The 17145-nt window shown below is 73.5% G+C and carries 16 protein-coding genes; 9 read left to right on the top strand and 7 right to left on the bottom strand.

Features of this window, described 5'->3' with window-relative positions:
• Positions 1-306: 306 nt before the first annotated feature.
• The 5 genes from P3T34_RS17490 (at position 307) to P3T34_RS17470 (ending at position 6842) form a co-directional block, all read left to right on the top strand.
• Entirely contained in the window at positions 307-1917 is a 1611-nt protein-coding gene (locus P3T34_RS17490) for a threonine/serine exporter family protein (protein WP_280672187.1), read from the top strand.
• Positions 1918-1985: 68 nt separating this feature from the next.
• The gene (locus P3T34_RS17485; RefSeq protein ID WP_280666955.1) at positions 1986-2948 is read left to right on the top strand and encodes a hypothetical protein; all 963 of its coding nucleotides are present in this window, start codon (positions 1986-1988) and stop codon (positions 2946-2948) included.
• Between the two features lie 154 nt (positions 2949-3102).
• Positions 3103-4371 carry a C40 family peptidase gene (locus tag P3T34_RS17480; protein ID WP_280666954.1) on the top strand — a complete coding sequence of 423 codons (1269 nt, stop codon included), beginning with the start codon at positions 3103-3105 and terminating at the stop codon, positions 4369-4371.
• A 106-nt stretch (positions 4372-4477) separates the two neighbouring features.
• Complete coding sequence (locus P3T34_RS17475; protein WP_280666953.1) at positions 4478-5506, top strand: GNAT family N-acetyltransferase; 1029 nt, start codon at positions 4478-4480, stop codon at positions 5504-5506.
• A 49-nt stretch (positions 5507-5555) separates the two neighbouring features.
• Positions 5556-6842 carry a GNAT family N-acetyltransferase gene (locus tag P3T34_RS17470; RefSeq protein ID WP_280666952.1) on the top strand — a complete coding sequence of 429 codons (1287 nt, stop codon included), beginning with the start codon at positions 5556-5558 and terminating at the stop codon, positions 6840-6842.
• A 7-nt stretch (positions 6843-6849) separates the two neighbouring features.
• On the opposite strand, the gene P3T34_RS17465 is transcribed toward P3T34_RS17470, so the two are convergent.
• Genes P3T34_RS17465 through P3T34_RS17455 form a run of 3 tightly spaced genes read right to left on the bottom strand, consistent with a single transcriptional unit; the run spans position 6850 to position 8680 of the window.
• Entirely contained in the window at positions 6850-7728 is an 879-nt protein-coding gene (locus P3T34_RS17465) for a TetR family transcriptional regulator (RefSeq protein WP_280666951.1), read from the bottom strand.
• Between the two features lie 11 nt (positions 7729-7739).
• The gene (locus P3T34_RS17460) at positions 7740-8228 is read right to left on the bottom strand and encodes a DCC1-like thiol-disulfide oxidoreductase family protein (RefSeq protein WP_280666950.1); all 489 of its coding nucleotides are present in this window, start codon (positions 8226-8228) and stop codon (positions 7740-7742) included.
• A gap of 47 nt (positions 8229-8275) precedes the next feature.
• Complete coding sequence (locus P3T34_RS17455; RefSeq protein WP_280666949.1) at positions 8276-8680, bottom strand: hypothetical protein; 405 nt, start codon at positions 8678-8680, stop codon at positions 8276-8278.
• A 119-nt stretch (positions 8681-8799) separates the two neighbouring features.
• Here P3T34_RS17455 and P3T34_RS17450 point away from each other — a divergent pair, with 119 nt between their 5' ends.
• On the top strand, positions 8800-9345 hold the full coding sequence (locus tag P3T34_RS17450; protein WP_280666948.1) for a GNAT family N-acetyltransferase: 546 nt from the start codon (positions 8800-8802) through the stop codon (positions 9343-9345).
• Here P3T34_RS17450 and P3T34_RS17445 read toward each other — a convergent pair.
• Entirely contained in the window at positions 9252-10541 is a 1290-nt protein-coding gene (locus P3T34_RS17445) for an MFS transporter (RefSeq protein ID WP_280666947.1), read from the bottom strand. The genes P3T34_RS17450 and P3T34_RS17445 overlap by 94 nt on opposite strands.
• Positions 10542-10651: 110 nt before the next feature.
• On the opposite strand from P3T34_RS17445, the gene P3T34_RS17440 reads away from it, so the two are divergent.
• Positions 10652-11617: a LysR family transcriptional regulator gene (locus P3T34_RS17440; protein WP_280666946.1), complete on the top strand. Its 966-nt coding sequence runs from the start codon at positions 10652-10654 to the stop codon at positions 11615-11617.
• Here the strand turns inward: P3T34_RS17440 and dmpI are convergent, their stop codons facing one another.
• From dmpI to P3T34_RS17425, 3 genes are all read right to left on the bottom strand, one after another.
• On the bottom strand, positions 11618-11800 hold the full coding sequence (gene dmpI / locus P3T34_RS17435; RefSeq protein WP_280666945.1) for a 4-oxalocrotonate tautomerase DmpI: 183 nt from the start codon (positions 11798-11800) through the stop codon (positions 11618-11620).
• A gap of 115 nt (positions 11801-11915) precedes the next feature.
• On the bottom strand, positions 11916-12824 hold the full coding sequence (locus P3T34_RS17430) for a LysR family transcriptional regulator (RefSeq protein WP_280666944.1): 909 nt from the start codon (positions 12822-12824) through the stop codon (positions 11916-11918).
• Positions 12825-12906: 82 nt separating this feature from the next.
• On the bottom strand, positions 12907-13527 hold the full coding sequence (locus tag P3T34_RS17425) for a YceI family protein (RefSeq protein ID WP_280666943.1): 621 nt from the start codon (positions 13525-13527) through the stop codon (positions 12907-12909).
• A 160-nt stretch (positions 13528-13687) separates the two neighbouring features.
• Here P3T34_RS17425 and P3T34_RS17420 point away from each other — a divergent pair, with 160 nt between their 5' ends.
• Both P3T34_RS17420 and P3T34_RS17415 read left to right on the top strand, forming a co-directional pair.
• Positions 13688-16954, top strand: coding sequence for a DEAD/DEAH box helicase (locus P3T34_RS17420; RefSeq protein WP_280666942.1), 3267 nt, complete (start codon positions 13688-13690; stop codon positions 16952-16954).
• A complete protein-coding gene (locus tag P3T34_RS17415) occupies positions 16951-17127 on the top strand; it encodes a hypothetical protein (protein ID WP_280666941.1) in 177 nt (58 codons plus the stop codon). Before P3T34_RS17420 ends, P3T34_RS17415 begins: the two co-directional genes overlap by 4 nt.
• Positions 17128-17145: the final 18 nt, after the last annotated feature.

Below are 17145 nucleotides of genomic sequence, written 5' to 3'. Positions count from 1 at the left end.
GGGCCACCTCCGGGGCGGTGAGGAGCGGGAGTGCCTAAGCGGGGCCGACCGGGCGGCAGCGGGAGCGCGCGCGGCGGGAAGAGCGGCCGGAGCCGGACCAGCGGCAAGCGGCGTACGGGCGGGACGGGCGGCCATACGCCTGCCACCCCTGTCACCCCGGCCGCCGCGCAGGCCGACGACGTCACCGGGCAGGCCGACCACCCGGTGCAGGCCGTCCCGTTGCCCGTACCGCCCGGCAGCGTCCCGCCGTCCGAGGCACCGCCCACCGAGGGACTGCTCGGCCGCGCCGTGCCCCCCGCGGACCAGATGCAGGCGATCCCGCTGGCGCCGGCGCCGGTGCAGACCGCCGGCCTGCTCGGCCACCCGCCGGAGACCGGCGAGCCGCTCGGCACCGGCTCCGACGACACTCTCACCCCCGAGGTCTGGCGCGCCGTCGGCTACCACCCGCCGACCGGCCTCGCCGTCCCCAGCCTGCGCGCCGGCGCCCCCGGCGCCGCCCCCTGGCCGGACCGGATGCGCACCCTGCTGCGCACCCCGATGTCCGAGCGCCCCGCCTTTGAACGCACCCCGAGCCAGTCCAAGGCCGAGGCCACCGCCAAGAACGTGCCGCGGATCCTCGACCTCACCCTGCGGATCGGCGAACTGCTGCTCGCCAGCGGCGAGAGCGCCGAGGACGCCGAGGCGGCCATGCTCGGGGTCACCCACGCCTACGCGCTGGACCGCTGCGAGCCGCAGGTCACCTTCACGCTGATGTCGATCTCCTACCAGCCCTCGCTGGTCGAGCCGCCGGTCACCGCGGCCCGGGTGGTCCGCCGCCGCACCTCCGACTACACCCGGCTGGCCGCGGTCTACAAGCTGGTCGCCGACATCACCGCCGAGAAGATCACCGTCAACGACGCCTACCGCCGGCTGGCCGTGATCCGCCGCAACCGCCACCCGTACCCGGTCTGGCTGATCACGCTGACCACCGGCCTGCTGGCCGGCGCGGCCACCTTCCTGGTCGGCGGCCAGATCGACGCCAGGGCCTGGCTGGTCTTCATCAACGCCTTCATCGGCGCGGTCATCGGCGACCGGCTGGCCCTGCTGGTGGCCCGCCGCGGACTGCCCGAGTTCTACCAGTTCGTGCTCGCGTCGATGCCGGCCGCGGCCACCGGCATCGTGCTCTCGCTGCACGAGTCGGGGTTGCGCGGCTCGGTCGCGATCACCGGTGGCCTGTTCGCGCTGCTGCCGGGGCGCGCCCTGGTGGCGGCCGTCCAGGACGGCCTGACCGGCTTCTACATCACCGCCGCCGCCCGCCTGCTCGAAGTCCTCTACCTGGTGGCCGGCATCGTGATCGGCGTGATGCTGATCCTCTATGTCGGGGTCAGCTTCGGCGCCCATCTGCGGCCGGACGAGACGCTGATCGGGATCTACAACCCGCCGGTCCAGCTGGCCGCCGCGATGCTGCTGACACTGGCCTTCGCGATGCTGCTGCAGACCGACCGGCGCACCCTGCCGATGGTCACCCTGAACAGCGGGATCGGCTGGTCGGTCTACGGCGTGCTGGCCTACAGCGCCCATATCTCGCCGATCGTCGCCACCGGGGTGGCGGCCGGAGTGGTCGGCCTCTTCGGCCAGCTGATGGCGCGCTACCGCTCGGCCTCCGCGTTGCCGTACATGACTGCCGCGCTGGGCCCGCTGATGCCCGGCTCCGCGCTCTACCTCGGAATGCTCGCCTTCGCCCAGGGGCACTCGTCCGTCGGGCTGGTCTCGATCAGCCGGGCGGCCGCGCTGGCGATGGCGCTGGCGATCGGGGTGAGCCTGGGTGGTGAGGTGGCCCGGCTCTTCATGAAGGTCCCCGGTCCCGGTGCGGAACACCGGCTCGCGCCCTACCTCACCGCGCCACGCCGGGCCGCCAAACGTACCCGCGGCTTCTGACCGGACGTTAGGCAGCCGGAAGCGGGCCCCGGGCCCCGGACACGCACCAACGCTAGGACGTACCACCCATGCACCTCCCCGACCTGGTGGAGAGCTACCGCGAGCACATCGTGGCGCCGCACAAGCAGCCGCTCTTCCTGCTGCTGGTCGGGTTCATCAGCTCCTTCGTGCTGATCCGGGTCAGCGTGCGGCTGATCCGGGCGCAGGTGCGCTGGTGGCCGGGCAACTTCACGCCCGGCGGGCTGCACATCCACCACATGGTCTTCGGCATCGGCTGTCTGCTGGTGGCCGGCATCGGCGTCTTCGCGACCAGCGGCGGGCACCCGTGGATCGACTGGTTCGGGCTGCTCTTCGGGGTGGGCTGCGGGCTGGTGCTGGACGAGTTCGCGCTGATCCTGCATCTGGAGGACGTCTACTGGAGCGAGCAGGGCCGCAAGTCGGTGGACGCGGTGATCCTCGGCATCCTGGTGACGGCGCTGCTGCTGACCGGTTATGTGCCGCTCGGCGTGGTGCCCGGGCAGTCCTCGTCCGACTGGTTCGGCCGCTGGGGGCCGTTCGCGCTGATTGCGGCTAACGCGGTGATGTCCATCGTCGCGCTGGTGAAGGGCAAGCTGTGGACCGGCCTGCTGGGCATCATGGTGCCCGGCCTCTCCTGGGTCGGCGCGGTCCGGCTGGCCCGCCCGTCCAGCCCCTGGGCGCGCTGGCGGTACGCGGACCGGCCGCGCCGCCGGGCCCGGGCGCTGCGCCGCGAACGCCTGCTGCACCGGCGGGCCGACCTGGTCCGCACCTGGATCTTCGACCTGATCGCGGGCGCCCCCGACAAGGTCCCGGCGCACCACGCGGCGACCCACCGGGTGGCCGAGCGGATGGCCGCCCGGGCCACCGCCCACCTGGACGCCCACCACCTCGACACCCGCGTCGGCGCCCGGACGGCCCGCGCCGACGAACGCGGCGCCGAGCACCGCCGCCGCACCGTCCAGGCCGGCCGGGCCCGCCCGTACGGGACGCGGTCACCGCGTCGGCGGAGCTGATCGACGTCCGGCTCGGCGGCTCAGCCCGATCTCACCCGCTCGGCGGCATGGGGTTGGCATTGACTGTTCGTCAGGTTTGAGAATATTACGTCGAGTGACCAAATGGTCACGTGATGAGATAGTTGACTGATCATCAGACGGAGAGGTCTCTCTCGTGGCCCGCAGACTCCTGACCACCCTGCTGCTGGCGCTGACCACCGTCACCGGAGCCGCCCCGCTGGGCCCGGCCGCAGCCGCCCCCGCCGCCGTCCAGGCGGTGCGGGCCCCCGGCACCGACGATCCCGCGGACGACGCGTACCCCTCGACCGGCACCATCGCCCGGGCGACCGCGGAGGCCGACCAGCGGGCGGAGGCCGCGGCCGGCGTCGAGACCCGGCTCGCCGGCGCCCGGGCGGAACTGGACCAGGCCGGCCGGATCGCCGAGCAGGCGGTCGAGGCCTACAACGGCGCGCAGGTCCGGCTGGCGAAGGCCCGGACCGATGCCGCCGACGCGTCCCGGCGCTCCACCGAGGCGCAGGCCGCCCGCGCCTCGGCCGCCGAGGACGCCGCCGCCCTCGCCGCCGCCACCTACCGGACCGGCGGCACCCCCGAACTGGCCGCGATCGACGCCCTGCTCGGCAGCCGGGGCCCGATCGCCGTCACCGAGCAGGCCGCGGCGGTGGGCGCGGCGGGCACCAGTACCCGGCAGATCCTGGACGCGGCGACCTCCACCGCCGCCGCGGCCACCGCGGCGGACGAGGCCGCGAGCCGCGCCGCCGAGCAGGCCGGCCGGGCCGCCGCGGCGGTCGAGCAGGCCAAGGCGCGGGCGCAGTCGCGGCTGGCCGACCAGCAGGCGCTGGTCACCGACCTGACCGCCCGACGCGAACACCTGCTCGGCGAGCTCGCCGCCGCCCGCGACACCACGGTGGAGCTGGAGCGCCAGCGCCAGGAGGCCCTGGAGGCGAGCGCCGCCGGCCAGGCGCAGGAGGCCGCCAAGGCGGCGGCCTCGGCCGCCGCCGCGCAGGAGGCCGCGCGGCACCCCGCAACCGAGCGCCCGGCCGCACCCGCCGCCTGGTCGGAGCCGGCCGCGCAGGCCGCCATCGACTTCGCCCGCTCCACGATCGGCCTGCCGTACATCTGGGGCGGCGAGGGCCCGGAGGGCTACGACTGCTCCGGGCTGACCATGCTCGCCTGGCACCAGAGCGGCAAGCGCCTGACCCACTTCGCCGCCGACCAGTACGCCGAGTCCACCCCCGTCGACTACCCGCAACTACGCCCCGGCGACCTGGTCTTCTGGACCCACACCGGCCGCGCCGCCGACATCTACCACGTCGCCATCTACCTCGGCGACGACCAGATGATCGAGGCCCCCCGCCCGGGCATGGCGATCAAGCAGGCCAGCCTCTGGATCATGGGCCGCCCCGACTTCTACGCCCGCCCGTAGGCTACGTCGGGGGTGTCAGGTTCCCAGTCCACTCATGACGGGAGCTGCGGTCGACGAGATCCGGCCGGCCGCAATGGCCCCGTCCACAGAGAACAGGGGAGATTCGGTGAGCCTCGACATTCAGCCGCTCGATCCGCACCACGCAGGCGACGAGCAGTTGGCCGACTACCACGTGATGCGGGCAGCAGTCGCAGCGGTGGACTTCTCCGAGGACCCGCCGCTGACCTACGAGGCCGCGATCGGCCGCCTGCGCACACCGCCGATCGAGGACGGATCCTGCCGCTTCTGGGTCGGCCACCTGGAGGGACGTCTGGTCGGTTCGGTCAGGGTCGCGCTGCCGGAGGGCTCGAACAGCGGGATCGCCAATGTCGAGGTCCATGTGCACCCCGAGCTGAGGCGGCGCGGTATCGGCACCGCGCTCCTCCGGGCCGCGATGCCCGCGGTGCTGGACGCTCGGCGCGGCACCGTCCTCGGGCAGCCCATGAAGCCCGACTCCGCAGGGGCCCCGTGGGTGGCGGGCCTCGGGTTCGAGGTGACGCACAGCATGGTGATGCAGGTCCTGCGCATCGCGACGACTCCCGTGCGGCTGTGGGAGGTGCCCGTTCCGGCCGGCTACCGTCTGGCGCACTGGACGGGAGCGACGCCCGAGCAGTTCACCGACTCCTATGCCGTGGCCCGGCAGGCCATCCAGGACGCTCCGTTCGGTCGGACGAGTTACCGGCCGACTGTCTGGACCCCGGCCCGAATCCGCGAGACCGACCGTGAGTTGGCGGATTCCGGCGTGGAGCAGCGGGTGGTCGTCGCCGTCGACGACGCCACGGACCAGGTCGTCGGCGTGCACGTCATCCACACCTACCCACACCGTCCCGGGGTCGGCTTCATCAACGACACCTCTGTGCTGGCCGCGCACCGCGGCCACGGGCTCGGTCGGGCGATCAAGGCCGCCATGATGCGCCGACTCACCGACGAGCGGCCGGACATGGAACGTGTCCTCACCACCACCGCCACCACGAACAGCTACATGATCGGGATCAACCACGCACTCGGCTACCACACGGCACGAACGATGAACTGGGTCGAGACCACCACGGAAAGGCTTGCCCGGGAACTGGCCGGCTCTGCCAACACCCGCTGAGCCTGGAAAATCGGATGCCGGGCCTGTTGGCGAGTCGTACGGTGGCGGGATGAGCATCGATACGCCGGTAGGCAGCGCAGCAGACCCGGAGGACGGCGGCATCGAGATCCGCGCCGTCGGCGAGGAGGACCTGGGTGCCTGGGGTGCGGCGGTCAGTGTCGGGTTCATGCGGCCGGGGTTGCCGGTGGCCGAGGAGTTCCGTCGGCTGCGGCTCTACCCGGGCCGCACGCTCGGCGCCTTCGAGGGCGCTCGCTGCGTCGCGACGTTCCGCAGCTTCCCGAGCGAACTGACGCTCCCCGGCGGGGCATTGCTCCCGGTCTCGGCCATCACCGGGGTCACCACCACGCAGACGCACCGCAGGCGCGGCCTGCTCACCGGGATGATGACCCGGGATCTGGCCGCTTCGCGCGAGCGGGGCGAGGCCGTCGCGATCCTGATCGCCGCCGAGTACGGCATCTACGGCCGCTTCGGCTTCGGCCCGGCGACCCGGTACCACGGCTGGGAGATCGACCTCAACCGGGCCGGCGGCCTTCGCGAGGAGGTGCCGCAGGCCGTGGGCGGGCGGATCGACCTGATCAGCATGGCGGAACTGGTCAAGCTCGGCCCCGAGTTGCACGAGCGCTGGCGGCCGACCAGGCCGGGTGCCATCGCCCGCGACGAGTCCTCCTGGAGGGTCGCGGCCGGCACAGTGGACGTTCCGGGCCTCGACTTCAAGGAGCCCTTCGCGGCCGTTCATCGCGACGCCCGGGGCCAGGTCACCGGTCTGCTGGTCTATACGGTGGACGACAACTGGGACGGCGCCAGCCCCGACTGCCGGCTGACCGTCAAGGACTTCCTGGCGCTGGACCAGCCCACCGCCAACTCGCTCTGGCGGTACGTGCTCTCGGTCGACTGGGTGCGCAAGGTGACCGTCAGGAACATCGGACCGGACGACCCGCTGCCACTGCTGCTGCGCGACCCGCGGGCGGCGCTGCCCGCCAGGGACAACTTCGACTTCATGTGGCTGCGGGTGCTCGACGTCCCCGCCGCCTTCGGCGCCCGGACGTACGCGGGGGCGGGCCGCGTGGTGCTGGAGGTCTCCGACCCGCTCGGACACGCGGCCGGGCGCTGGGCGCTGGAGGCCGACGCTGACGGCGCCGGCCGCGCCGTCCCGACCAGCGGCGACGCCGACCTCGCCCTGACCGCCTCCGCCCTGGGCACGCTTTATCTGGGGGCGGAGTCGGCTCCGCGGCTGGCCGCGGCGTCGCTCGTCAGCGAGCTGCGCCCGGGCGCCGCGGTGGCCCTCGACCGGCTGCTGCAGACGCCGCTCAAGGCCTGGAACCACGACGAGTTCTGAGCCGGGGTCAGTCCGCCGAGTCCACCGAGTCCGACTCTGTGGACTCGGCGGCCTTGGCGGACTTCGCGGCCTTGGCGGTCTTCCGGGTCTTGCGCGCGGGCGCGGCCTGCGGGGCGTGGTCCGAGGCGCGGGGCGGCCTCGCGGCCATGCCGAAGGTCGGCACGATGAAGTCGTGGATCAGGCCCTTGGCGTCCCGCACGATCGGCCGGAACATCCGGTAGCGGGTCAGCCCCACGAGCTTGGCCACCAGCGGGGTGCAGCGCTTCACGAAGGCCCTGGTCCGCTCGGTGTCCTCGGTGCGGTCGAAGACCCAGTACAGGACGACGGCCATCTCGTGCAGCCAGAGCAGGTCGGGCAGCAGCTCGGTCAGCTCGGTGTCCAGCTTGGGCGCCAGCTCGGACTCCAGCAGGACTTCGCGGAACAGCTCCACGGCGGTGGTCCGCGCCGGGTGGGACTCGTCGGAGAACGGGCTCAGCGGGCTGTTGGGATCCGCCGCCGTCCGGAAGAACTGCGAGGCGAACTGGTGGTAGGGCGCCGCGCAGTCCACCCAGGCGGTCAGCGCGATGTCCAGGCGGGTGGCGAAGTCCTGCACGCCGGCCATCCTGGCCCGCGCGTCGGCGGCGTGCTCGTGCGTCATCCGGTCGTAGAAACCCTGGATCAGGTATTCCTTGGACTCGAAGTAGTAGTAGGCGTTGCCCACCGAGACCCCGGCCTCGCCGGCGATGGCCCGCATGGTGGTCTTGTCGTAGCCGCGCTCCTGGAACATGCGCATGGCGGTGTCCAGGATCAGCGCGCGGGTCTGCTCGCTCTTGTCGGTCTTGGGGAGCGCACGGCCTCCCCGGGGCGCGTCGGTGCTGCCGGTGCTGGTTGCCGCTGCGTCGTCCACGAGGGTCGAGCCTAGCCGGGGATCCGGCAGGTCCCGTCGGTACATCCTGGATCGTCGCCGTGGTCCGGTCCGGCGGTACCGGGCGCCCCCTCCGCGCCCGGTGCCGCCGGTCGCACCCGTCCGGCGCCGGTCGCGGCGCGGTACCGGCCGGCCGCGAAGGCCGCCGCTCGGGCGAGCGGCAGGCCGGTCGGGGTGCTGAGCCGCTGGGCGAGCGGCCGGTGTGCGGCCAGCGCCCAGAGGCAGGCGACGAAGGCGTGCGGACCACGCCATACCTCGCCGGTATCGGCGACCACGGTGATCTCGCCGAGCGAGGCGTCGTGGTCGAGTTGCGGATAGCGCCTCCGCGCCTCGGCGGAGGCCACCGCGACGAACTCCAGCGGTACGAGCTGGTCCTGCCCACGGAGCCAGCTGGTGAGGTTGCGGCAGAGCAGGCAGCCGGGATCGTGCAGGACGGTCAGCCGGGTGACGGCCGGGCCGGCTGTGCCGTGGTGATCGGTCATCGGGTGTGCCGCCTCTCCGTTTGCTGCCGGCGCGGGGTCGGGCGCCGTCAGGCCTTGACCGGCTGGGTCCAGCCCTGCGGGGGGACCGGCGGGCGGTGCTGGCGGTCGAGTGCGCCGCGGTGGCGGATCCGGTTGAGCACGTACACGTTGGCCAGGTGGATCAGGCCGAGGATCAACAGCACCGAGCCGAGCTTGACGGAGAGGGCGTCGAAGACCCCCTGGAGGCTGCTGATCTGATCGCCGTTCTTCATCCAGAGCACGACGAAACCCAGGTTGAGCAGGTAGAAGCCGACCACCAGCAGGTTGTTGACGGCGTCGGCGAGCGCCCCGTCGCCGGCCAGGACATCGGCCAGGAAGACCTTGCCGTTGCGGCTGAGCGTACGGGCGACCCAGATCGTGACGCCGGCGGCTACCGGCAGGTAGGCGGCATAGCTGAGGACTGTGTAGTCCATCGGACCCCTCCGTTTCGAACGCGTTCAAAACCTCTTGGCGGTGACTGTAGACCTGTTTTTGAACGTGTTCAACCCCGCTGGGCGCAGTGCGCGAAGGGGCGGTGTGGCAGGCTCGGGGGGTGAACGATCACCAGCCCGCCCTTGCCCCCGCCGCCGTCGTCATCCGGGTCGGTGGCGCCGCCGACACGTCGGCGGTCGCCGCCCTGCATGCCGAGAGCTGGCGGGTCGCGTACGCCGGGATCGTGCCCGACGAGGCGTTGGGGGAGGGGTTGCTCGCGGAGCGCGAGGAACTGTGGGGGATCCGGCTCACCGTCGACTACGGCGAGCCCGCCAACACCCCGCGGCTGCTGGTCGCGCAGGACGCCGAGGGGCGGCTTGTCGGCTTCTGCTACGTCGTGCCGCAGCCGGACGGGCGGCTGCTGCTCGACAACCTGCACGTCCGCCCGGGCCGCACCGGGGGCGGCCTCGGGACCGCGCTGCTGGCCGCCGCGCGCGGCTGGGCGGCGGCCGAGCACCCCGGCGCGCCGTTCTACCTGGAGGTGCTGCGGGCGAACGACCGCGCCGTGGCCTTCTACGAGCGGGCGGGCGGCGTCCGCACGGACGAGCGCTGGGCGCCCTTCCCGGGCGGCTTCGAGCTGCCCGAGTACGAGTACACCTGGGCGTAGGGCCTGGCCGGCCGCAGGCGCCGGCGGCCGGCCAGGGTGAGCAGCAGGGCGAGGGCGGCGGCCGTGGTGGCGATGGCGTAGCCGGTGGCGGGGCCGTACCGCTGAGCGGCGAGGCCTGCCGTGGCCGAACCCACCGAGATGCCGGTCACGATGCCGGAGACGGCGAAGGCCATGCCCTCGTTCAAGGCGTCCGCCGGCAGCACCTGCTGGAGCAGCGTCATACCGGTCACCATGGTCGGCGCGGTGCCGGTGCCCGCCACGAAGAGGACGGCGGCGAGCGTCACCGTGCCCGCGCCGAGGCCGGCCGCCGCGAGCGGGAGCCACATCAGCGCGGCCATCGCGGTGAGCCCGAGCAGGAAGCGGACGACCGGGTGGCGGCGGGCCCGCAGCAGCCCGAAGACCAGGCCGGAAGCGCACGACCCGGCCGCCAGCAGGCCCAGCAGCGCACCGGCCGCGCCCTGGTGGCCGCGCGAGCCGAGGTAGGCCGCCGTGCTGACCTCCAGCGCGCCGAAGACCGCGCCGACGGCCAGGAACGCGGCCACCAGCACCGCCGTCCCCGGCGTCCGCAGGGCGGAACGCGGGCGGCTCGGCGGGGCGGCGGGGAGCGGCGGTTCGGTCCGGCGCTGGGCGGCGAAGAGCAGCGCGCCGAGGGTGGACAGCACGGTGGCCGCGAGCAGACCGGCCTCCGGGAAGAACCAGCCGCAGAGCAGCACCCCGAGCACCGGTCCGGTCATGAAGCAGAGCTCGTCCAGCGCCTGCTCAAGGGAGTTGGCGACATGGGCGGCGGCCGGGTCGTCGCGCAGCAGGTGGGCCCAGCGGGCTCGGGCCATGCCGCCGACGTTCGGCGCGGCCGCCGAGGCGAAGGCGCAGCAGTAGAGCGTCCAGTCGGGGGCGCCGCCGTGTGCGCAGAGCAGCAGCGCGATGCGCGGGACGGCGGCGAGCAGGGCGGCGGGCACGGTGGTGCGGGCCTGGCCGTGGCGGTCGACCAGCCGCCCGAGCAGCGGCAGGGCGAGCGCCGTCCCGACCAGCCCGGCGGCCGAGACCGCGCCGGCCGTCGCGTAGGAGCCGCGCCGGTCGACGACCATGGTCAGCACGCTGATGCCCAGCATGCCGAAGGAGAGGCGGCTGAGCAGTCCGAAGCAGGTGAAGGCGACTGCGCCGGGGACTGCGAGGAGTCGGCGGTACGACGAGAACACGGCTCTCCAGGCAAGGGGTTGGGGTGTTCCCTCAGCCTGGACCGGCCGCGTACGGGCGGTCCAACACCTGTTCGGAGGTATTGACGCAGTCGCGTTGTTAATCTGCTGCCATGCCCGTCGACCTGCACCCCCGCCTGCTGCGCTGTTTCGTCGCGACCGCCGAGACCCTGCACTTCGGTCGCGCGGCCGAGCGGCTGCACCTCGCCCAGCAGGCGCTGAGCCGGGACGTCCGTACGCTGGAGCGGCTGCTCGGCCGCGAGCTCTTCGTCCGGACCACCCGCAGCGTGGCGCTCACCCCGGCGGGCGAGCAACTACTGCCGCAGGCACGTCGGTTGCTGGCGCTGCAGGACGAGATGCTGGCCCCGGCGGCGGACCGCCCGCTGCTGGTGGACCTCAACAGCGCGGTGACCGGCGAGGACCTGACGGCGGACCGGATCCTGGCCGCGGCCCGGGCGGCCGACCCGCAGGCCGAGCTGCTGGCCCGCTATCACGGCGGACTCGCCGCTGCGGCACGGGAGTTGATCGCCGGAAGGCTGGATGTCTCGTTCGGCTGCTTCAGTGGGCTGCCGACCGTGCTGCGCGAGCGGCTGTCCCACCTCCCGGTCAGGCTCGAACGGTTGGCGCTGATGCTGCCGCAGGACCACCCGCTGGCCGGGCCCGGCGCGGTGCGGATCGCGGAGCTGGTCGGGCATCCGGTGGACATCTGCGCCGGGAACCCGGCCACCACCGAGTGGACGGGCTTCGGCCAACGCCTGCTGGCGGCACACGGGTTGACGGCAGCGGCGCCGTACGCCCCGCCGGTGGGGGTGGACGAGACGGCTCGCTACATCGTCAGGCACGGCGACCCGATGCTGACCACCCTGGGCGGTCCGGAGCTTCCCGGCACGGTGACCCGCCCGCTGGTGGAGCCGGTGCCGCTCACCCTGGTGGGCATGGTCACCCGAACAGGGCCTGCGGGCAAGGCGGTTGAGCTGCTGCGCGACCAGGCGCGGGCGATCGGCCGACGGGAGGGCTGGCTGCGGCGCCCGCCCGGGAGCTGGCTGTCAGCCGAGGACGCCGCACTGCTGGCCGGGTAGTTACTTGTCGGCGGTGAGCTTGCCGGCCGTGCCCCAGCTGTCGGTGGGCACCTCGTGGATCCAGACCTGAACCGCCTCGGCCGGGATCTGGTAGGCATCCACGAAGGCGTCGGTGATCCGGGCGACCAGCTCGCGCTTGAGCTCGACGGTGCGCGGGCCCTGCTGAACGGTGACGACGGGCATGATCTGCTCCTCGATCGATCGGCCGGCACCGGCTGTTCCGGTGCGCTCTGCCTTCGGGGAACAGTTCATCGTGGCGGGCCGGTCCCGACCCAGACCCGAATCGCTCTCGTAGCGATCACGATTCCTGATCGTCACAGGTCAGTGGTGTTTTGCAGGCCTTCAGCAGCAGTTCGAGCCCCGCCGAGGCGGCGCCCCGGCGCAGCACGAGCGCGGTCGGCAGGGCCGGCCCGGGCGGGGCGAACGGGACGAAGGCGACCCGGGGGATCCGCATGATCCGCGCGTTGGCCGCGTACACCACCGTCCACATCGGGGTGCCGGCGCCGATCGCGGCCAGGGTGTCCTGCAGGGTGCTGGAGGCTGGGCCCGGGATTGGCTCGAAACCGGCCTGCCGGCAGCCGGTGAGAACGAGATCGACCAGCGACGGGTGGTTGCGGCGCGCGGTCAGCCGAAGCGGCAGCTCGGCGAGGTCCGCCAGGCGTACCGAGGGCTGCTCGGCCAGGGGGTGTCCGGCGGGCACGGCGGCCACCAACTCGTCCTGCCAGAGCGGAATCCGGCGCAGTTCCGCGGGCTCCGGCCCGGCCGCTCCCCGGACGAACGCGGCGTCCAGCCGGCCGTCGGCCAGGTGGGCCAGCCGCTCCTTGACGGGGAGTGCGATCAGCTCGACCCGCAGGGTGGGGGCGTGCTGCTCGAACGCGTCCAGGATCCGGTCCAGCCGCTCGCCGAGGCCGGTGATGGTGCCCAGCCGCAGCACGCCCAGTCGGCCCGCCGCCAGGTCGGCGGCGACCGCGTGGGCCGCGTCCTCGGCAGTCAGTACCGCTCGGGCGGCCGGCAGGAACGCCTCACCGGCCGTCGTGAGGCGGACCAGGCGGGGCGTACGGTCGAAGAGGTCGACTTTCAACTCCCGTTCCAGCCGCCGGATCTGCTGGCTGACGGCGGGCTGCCCGATCAGCAGCCGCTCGGCGGCCCGTCCGAAGTGCAGCTCCTCCGCCACTGTGACGAAGTAGCGCAGCTGGCGCAGTTCCACAGCCCCTCCCACCGTTCGCTCCCCGGACCATCCTGCCGGAGTCGGGGAGCGGGTGCGGTGCGGGTGCGGGGGTGGGGAGCGGTCAGCCGGCGCGGACGGCGGAGATGTCGAAGGAGAGCTTGACCTTCTCGCCGATCAGCACCCCGCCGGTCTCCAGTGCGGCGTTGTACGTCAAGCCGAACTCGGTGCGGTCGACGGTCGTGCTGCCCTCGAAGCCGACCCGCTCGATGCCGTAGGGGTCGGTCGCGGTACCGGTGAACTCCAGGTCCAGCACGACGGGCCGGGTGGTGGCCTTGATGGTGAGGTCGCCGGTCAGCCGGTAGTGGTCGGCGTCGAGCTGCTCGGTGGCGGTGCTGCGGAAGGTGATCTCCGGGTGGGTCTCGACCGCGAAGAAGTCGCCGGTGCGCAGGTGTCCGTCGCGCTGCTCGTTGCCGGTGTCGACGCTGGCGACCTTGATCACCAGCTCGGCCCGCGAGGCGGCGGGGTTGGCGCCGTCCAGGTGGAGCCGGCCGTCGTACTCGGCGAACGCGCCGCGCACGTTGGTGACCATCGCGTGCCGCACCCGGAACTCGATGCTGCTGTGCGAGCTGTCGATGGTGTAGTCACCGCTCAGGTGCGAGAGGTCGGTGCCGGTGGCGGCCGGTGCGTCCAGCACGGCGACGGCGGCGGGTGCGGCGGCGGTCTTGCGGTTGAACAGGCCCATGGCTCCTCCTGAGGTCCGAAGCCTGTTGTTGAGGCTTCAACTTGTTGGTTCCACCGTAGCCGTCTTTGGTTCAACGTTCAACCACATCTTTCGGCGCGGCGCGTTGTCGCAGGTCGCGACTAGGCTGCAAGGACTGTCCGCAGACCGGAGGCCGAGTCCCATGTTCGCCGTGCACGGCCTTTGGCGGACGGGTGGGCGGCTCGCGCTGTGGGCCGAGGACGCGCGGGCGCTGGCTGCGGCGCGCGGCCCGGTGCCCGGCGGGCCCGATGCCGTCCGTCCGCACCCGTACGCCTGTGCCGCCGGTCGGCTGGCCGAGCTGCTGGCCGGGATCGGCCCCGGCCTTGAGTGGCTGGCCGGGCAGGCGCCGGAGCGCTGGGCGACGCTCGCGCTGCCCTCGCTCAGCGGCTCGCCCGCGCCGTCGCCGGAGCTGCTCGGCAGCCGGGGTGCGAGCGGGGTGTCGCTGCGCCGCTGGCGGGTGCCGGCACTGCTCTTCGAGGCCGCCGAGGCAGCCCAGCTGCTGGGTGAACTCTTCGATCCCCGCTGGGCGCTGAGCAGCTCCGAGCTGCCCGGGGCCGGGCGGGTGGACGTCGCGTACGGGGCTTCGCTGCGCTGGCTGACCGGTGTGCACGACCTCGCCTGGCGGCTGGCCGGGAGTGGGCAGGTGCTGCCCGCGCTGACCAGCGAGGACGGGGTGCCGCACGCGCGCTGGCAGCCGGTGCTGAACGCTGCGGCGCGGCGCGAGGCGGCGGCGCTGGCGGCCGGCTGCCCGCCGGTCTGCCGGGGGGAGCGGGAGGGGGCGGAGCTGCTGGGGGAGGTGCTCGACGCGCTGACCGACCGCGAGGTGCGCGCCGCGCTGGCCGAGCAACCGCAGGCGCTGCGCCTGCCTGCCGCCGAGCCCGCAGTGAACGGGCAGGCTGCGGTGGACGGGCTGACCGAGCGCTGGTTCGTGGCGCTCGGCTCAGCCGACGGCCGACTCGACACCGCGCTCGCCATACCGCTCGACACCGCGCTCGACGGTGGCGCGTTGGAGCAGCTCGCCGGGCGGCTGGCCGACTGGTGCGCCGGTGAGGAGCCCGCCGCCGCAGCCGTCCGGCTCTGCTTCCGCCTGGTCGAACCGCTCGGGCCCGACCCCGACGACCCCGAAGGCCGGCCCTCGGACGACCACTGGCGGCTCGACTTCCTGCTCCAAGCCGCCGACGAACCCTCGCTGCTCGTCCCGGCAGCGGACCTGTGGGCCGGTGGCGCGGCGCTCGCCGCCTTCGAACGCAAGACCGACGACCCGCAGGCTTCCTACCTCGCCGAACTGGACCGTGCCGCGCGCTGCCGCGCCGAGCTGCGGCCCGTGCTGCGCACCGGCAGCCCGGCGTCGCTGACGCTGGACCGGGCCGGCGCGCTTGCCTTCCTGCGCGAGGCGGCCCCCGTGCTCAGCGGCGCAGGCTTCGGGGTGCTGCTGCCCAGCTGGTGGCAGCGGCCGCCGCGGCTCGGCATGGCGCTCACCGCCCGGCCGGCCGCGCCCGGCGCGGTGGAGACCGCAGGGCAGGTCGACCGCGACGCCGTGGTGGCCTTCCGCTGGCAGGCGGCCATCGACGGAAAGCCGCTCACCGCACAGCAGTTGGCCGATCTGGCGGCAGCCAAGGAGGGCCTGGTCAGGATCCGCGGCCAGTGGGTGGAGGTGGATGCGCGGCAGATCGCCGCCGCCGTCGACTTCCTCTCCCGGGAGGGGCGCGGGGAGATGACGCCGGGCCGGCTGCTGCGCCTGGCGCTCGACCCGGAGGCCTCGGTCGGCGGACTGCCGGTCAGCGCCGTCCGGGCCTCCGGGGTGCTCGGCGAGCTGCTCGCCGATCGGACGGCCTCCCGGGCCGGCGCGACCGCCGGCGGGTGGGCCCCGCCCGTGCCGCTGCCGGACGGCTTCACCGCCACCCTGCGGCCCTACCAGGAGCGCGGGGTCGCCTGGCTGCGCTCGCTCACCCGGCTGGGCCTGGGCGCGGTGCTTGCCGACGACATGGGGCTGGGCAAGACCGTGCAGACGCTGGCACTGCTCGCCGCCGAGCAGGCCGAGCAGGCTGAGCAGGCTGAGCGGGGCGAGCGGGGCGAGCAGGGCGAACGGGCCGCAGCCGAGCCTGCCGAAGCCGCCCGGCCGACCCTGCTGGTCTGCCCGATGTCGCTGGTCGGCAACTGGCGGCGCGAGGCGGCCCGGTTCGCGCCGTCCCTGCGGGTGCACGTCCAGCACGGCGCCGAGCGCCCGACCGGCGACGAGCTGCGCGCGGCCGTCGCCGGGGTCGACCTGGTCATCACCACCTACGGCCTGGTCCAACGCGACGCCGAGCAACTGCGCACGATCGACTGGCGCCGGGTGATCGCGGACGAGGCGCAGCAGGTCAAGAACAGCGCCACCGCCCAGTCCAGGGCGCTGCGTTCACTCCCGGCCGACCATCGGATCGCGCTGACCGGCACGCCCGTGGAGAACCGGCTCACCGAGCTGCACGCCATCCTCGACTTCGCCAATCCGGGCCTGCTCGGTTCGGCCTCCGCGTTCAAGGAGCGCTACGCGATCCCGGTCGAGCAGCACGGGAACGCCGTCCGGCTCGCCGAACTCCAGCGCCGGACAAGCCCGTTCATCCTGCGCCGGCTCAAGGGCGATCCCGGGGTGGCCCTTGAGCTGCCGGCGAAGCAGGAGATGACGGTCTGGTGCACCCTGACCACCGAACAGGCCGGCCTCTACCAGGCCGTGGTGGCCGACCTGTTGCACCGGGTGCAGGGGATCAAGGGCGTCGAGCGCAAGGGCACCGTACTGGCGGCGATCGGCAAGCTCAAGCAAGTGTGCAACCACCCGGCCCAGTTGCTGCACGACGGCTCGGCGGTGGCCGGCCGCTCGGGCAAACTCGCCCGGCTGGAGGAGACCCTGGAGTCGGCTCTCGCCGAGGGCGAACGCACCCTGGTCTTCACCCAGTACGCCGAGTTCGGCTCGATGCTGCACCGGCACCTGCCCGAGCGTCTCGGCACCGAGGTGCTCTACCTGCACGGCGGCCTCTCGGCCCGCCGCCGCGACGAGCTGATCGCCCGGTTCCAGGAGCAGGACGGGCCGGGTGTCTTCCTGCTCTCGCTCAAGGCCGGCGGCACCGGGCTCAATCTGACCGCCGCCAATCAGGTGATCCACCTTGACCGTTGGTGGAATCCGGCGGTCGAGCAGCAGGCCACCGACCGGGCGCACCGGATCGGGCAGCGGCGGGACGTCCAGGTGCGCAGCTTCGTCTGCGTCGGCACGGTGGAGGAGCGGATCGCGGAGATGATCGAGTCCAAGCGGGCGCTCGCCGAGACGGTGGTCGGAGCGGGCGGCGGGCAGTGGCTCGGCGACCTCTCCGTCGAGGATCTGCGGGAGCTGGTCACCCTGACGGCCGAAGCCGAAGTCGAGGCGATGGAGGCATGACGGATCACCTGGAGGGCTACTGGCAGGGCGAGTTCACCCTGCGCGACGGCGCGGAGCCGGAGGAACCGCCACCACCGCCGGCGATCGAGCAGCTGCCGCCGCCGAAGATCACCGTACGGGGCCGGAACCTGGCGGTGCTGCTCGCGCCCGTCTATCGGGCGATGACCTCGTGAGCGTGCCCGTCCCCGCGG

The sequence above is a fragment of the Kitasatospora sp. MAP12-44 genome (assembly GCF_029892095.1).
Lineage (GTDB): Bacteria > Actinomycetota > Actinomycetes > Streptomycetales > Streptomycetaceae > Kitasatospora.
Note: the sequence above shows the minus strand (reverse complement) of the source record. Positions and strands in the feature narration are given on the sequence as shown.

Bases quoted from the DNA above. Each gene is read 5' to 3' on its own strand.
- P3T34_RS17490 (WP_280672187.1), top strand. From the start codon at position 307: ATGCAGGCGATCCCGCTGGCGCCGGCGCCGGTGCAGACCGCCGGCCTG.
- P3T34_RS17485 (WP_280666955.1), top strand. From the start codon at position 1,986: ATGCACCTCCCCGACCTGGTGGAGAGCTACCGCGAGCACATCGTGGCG.
- P3T34_RS17470 (WP_280666952.1), top strand. From the start codon at position 5,556: ATGAGCATCGATACGCCGGTAGGCAGCGCAGCAGACCCGGAGGACGGC.
- P3T34_RS17460 (WP_280666950.1), bottom strand. From the start codon at position 8,228: ATGACCGATCACCACGGCACAGCCGGCCCGGCCGTCACCCGGCTGACC.
- P3T34_RS17455 (WP_280666949.1), bottom strand. From the start codon at position 8,680: ATGGACTACACAGTCCTCAGCTATGCCGCCTACCTGCCGGTAGCCGCC.
- P3T34_RS17440 (WP_280666946.1), top strand. From the start codon at position 10,652: ATGCCCGTCGACCTGCACCCCCGCCTGCTGCGCTGTTTCGTCGCGACC.
- dmpI (WP_280666945.1), bottom strand. From the start codon at position 11,800: ATGCCCGTCGTCACCGTTCAGCAGGGCCCGCGCACCGTCGAGCTCAAG.
- P3T34_RS17425 (WP_280666943.1), bottom strand. From the start codon at position 13,527: ATGGGCCTGTTCAACCGCAAGACCGCCGCCGCACCCGCCGCCGTCGCC.
- P3T34_RS17420 (WP_280666942.1), top strand. From the start codon at position 13,688: ATGTTCGCCGTGCACGGCCTTTGGCGGACGGGTGGGCGGCTCGCGCTG.
- P3T34_RS17415 (WP_280666941.1), top strand. From the start codon at position 16,951: ATGACGGATCACCTGGAGGGCTACTGGCAGGGCGAGTTCACCCTGCGC.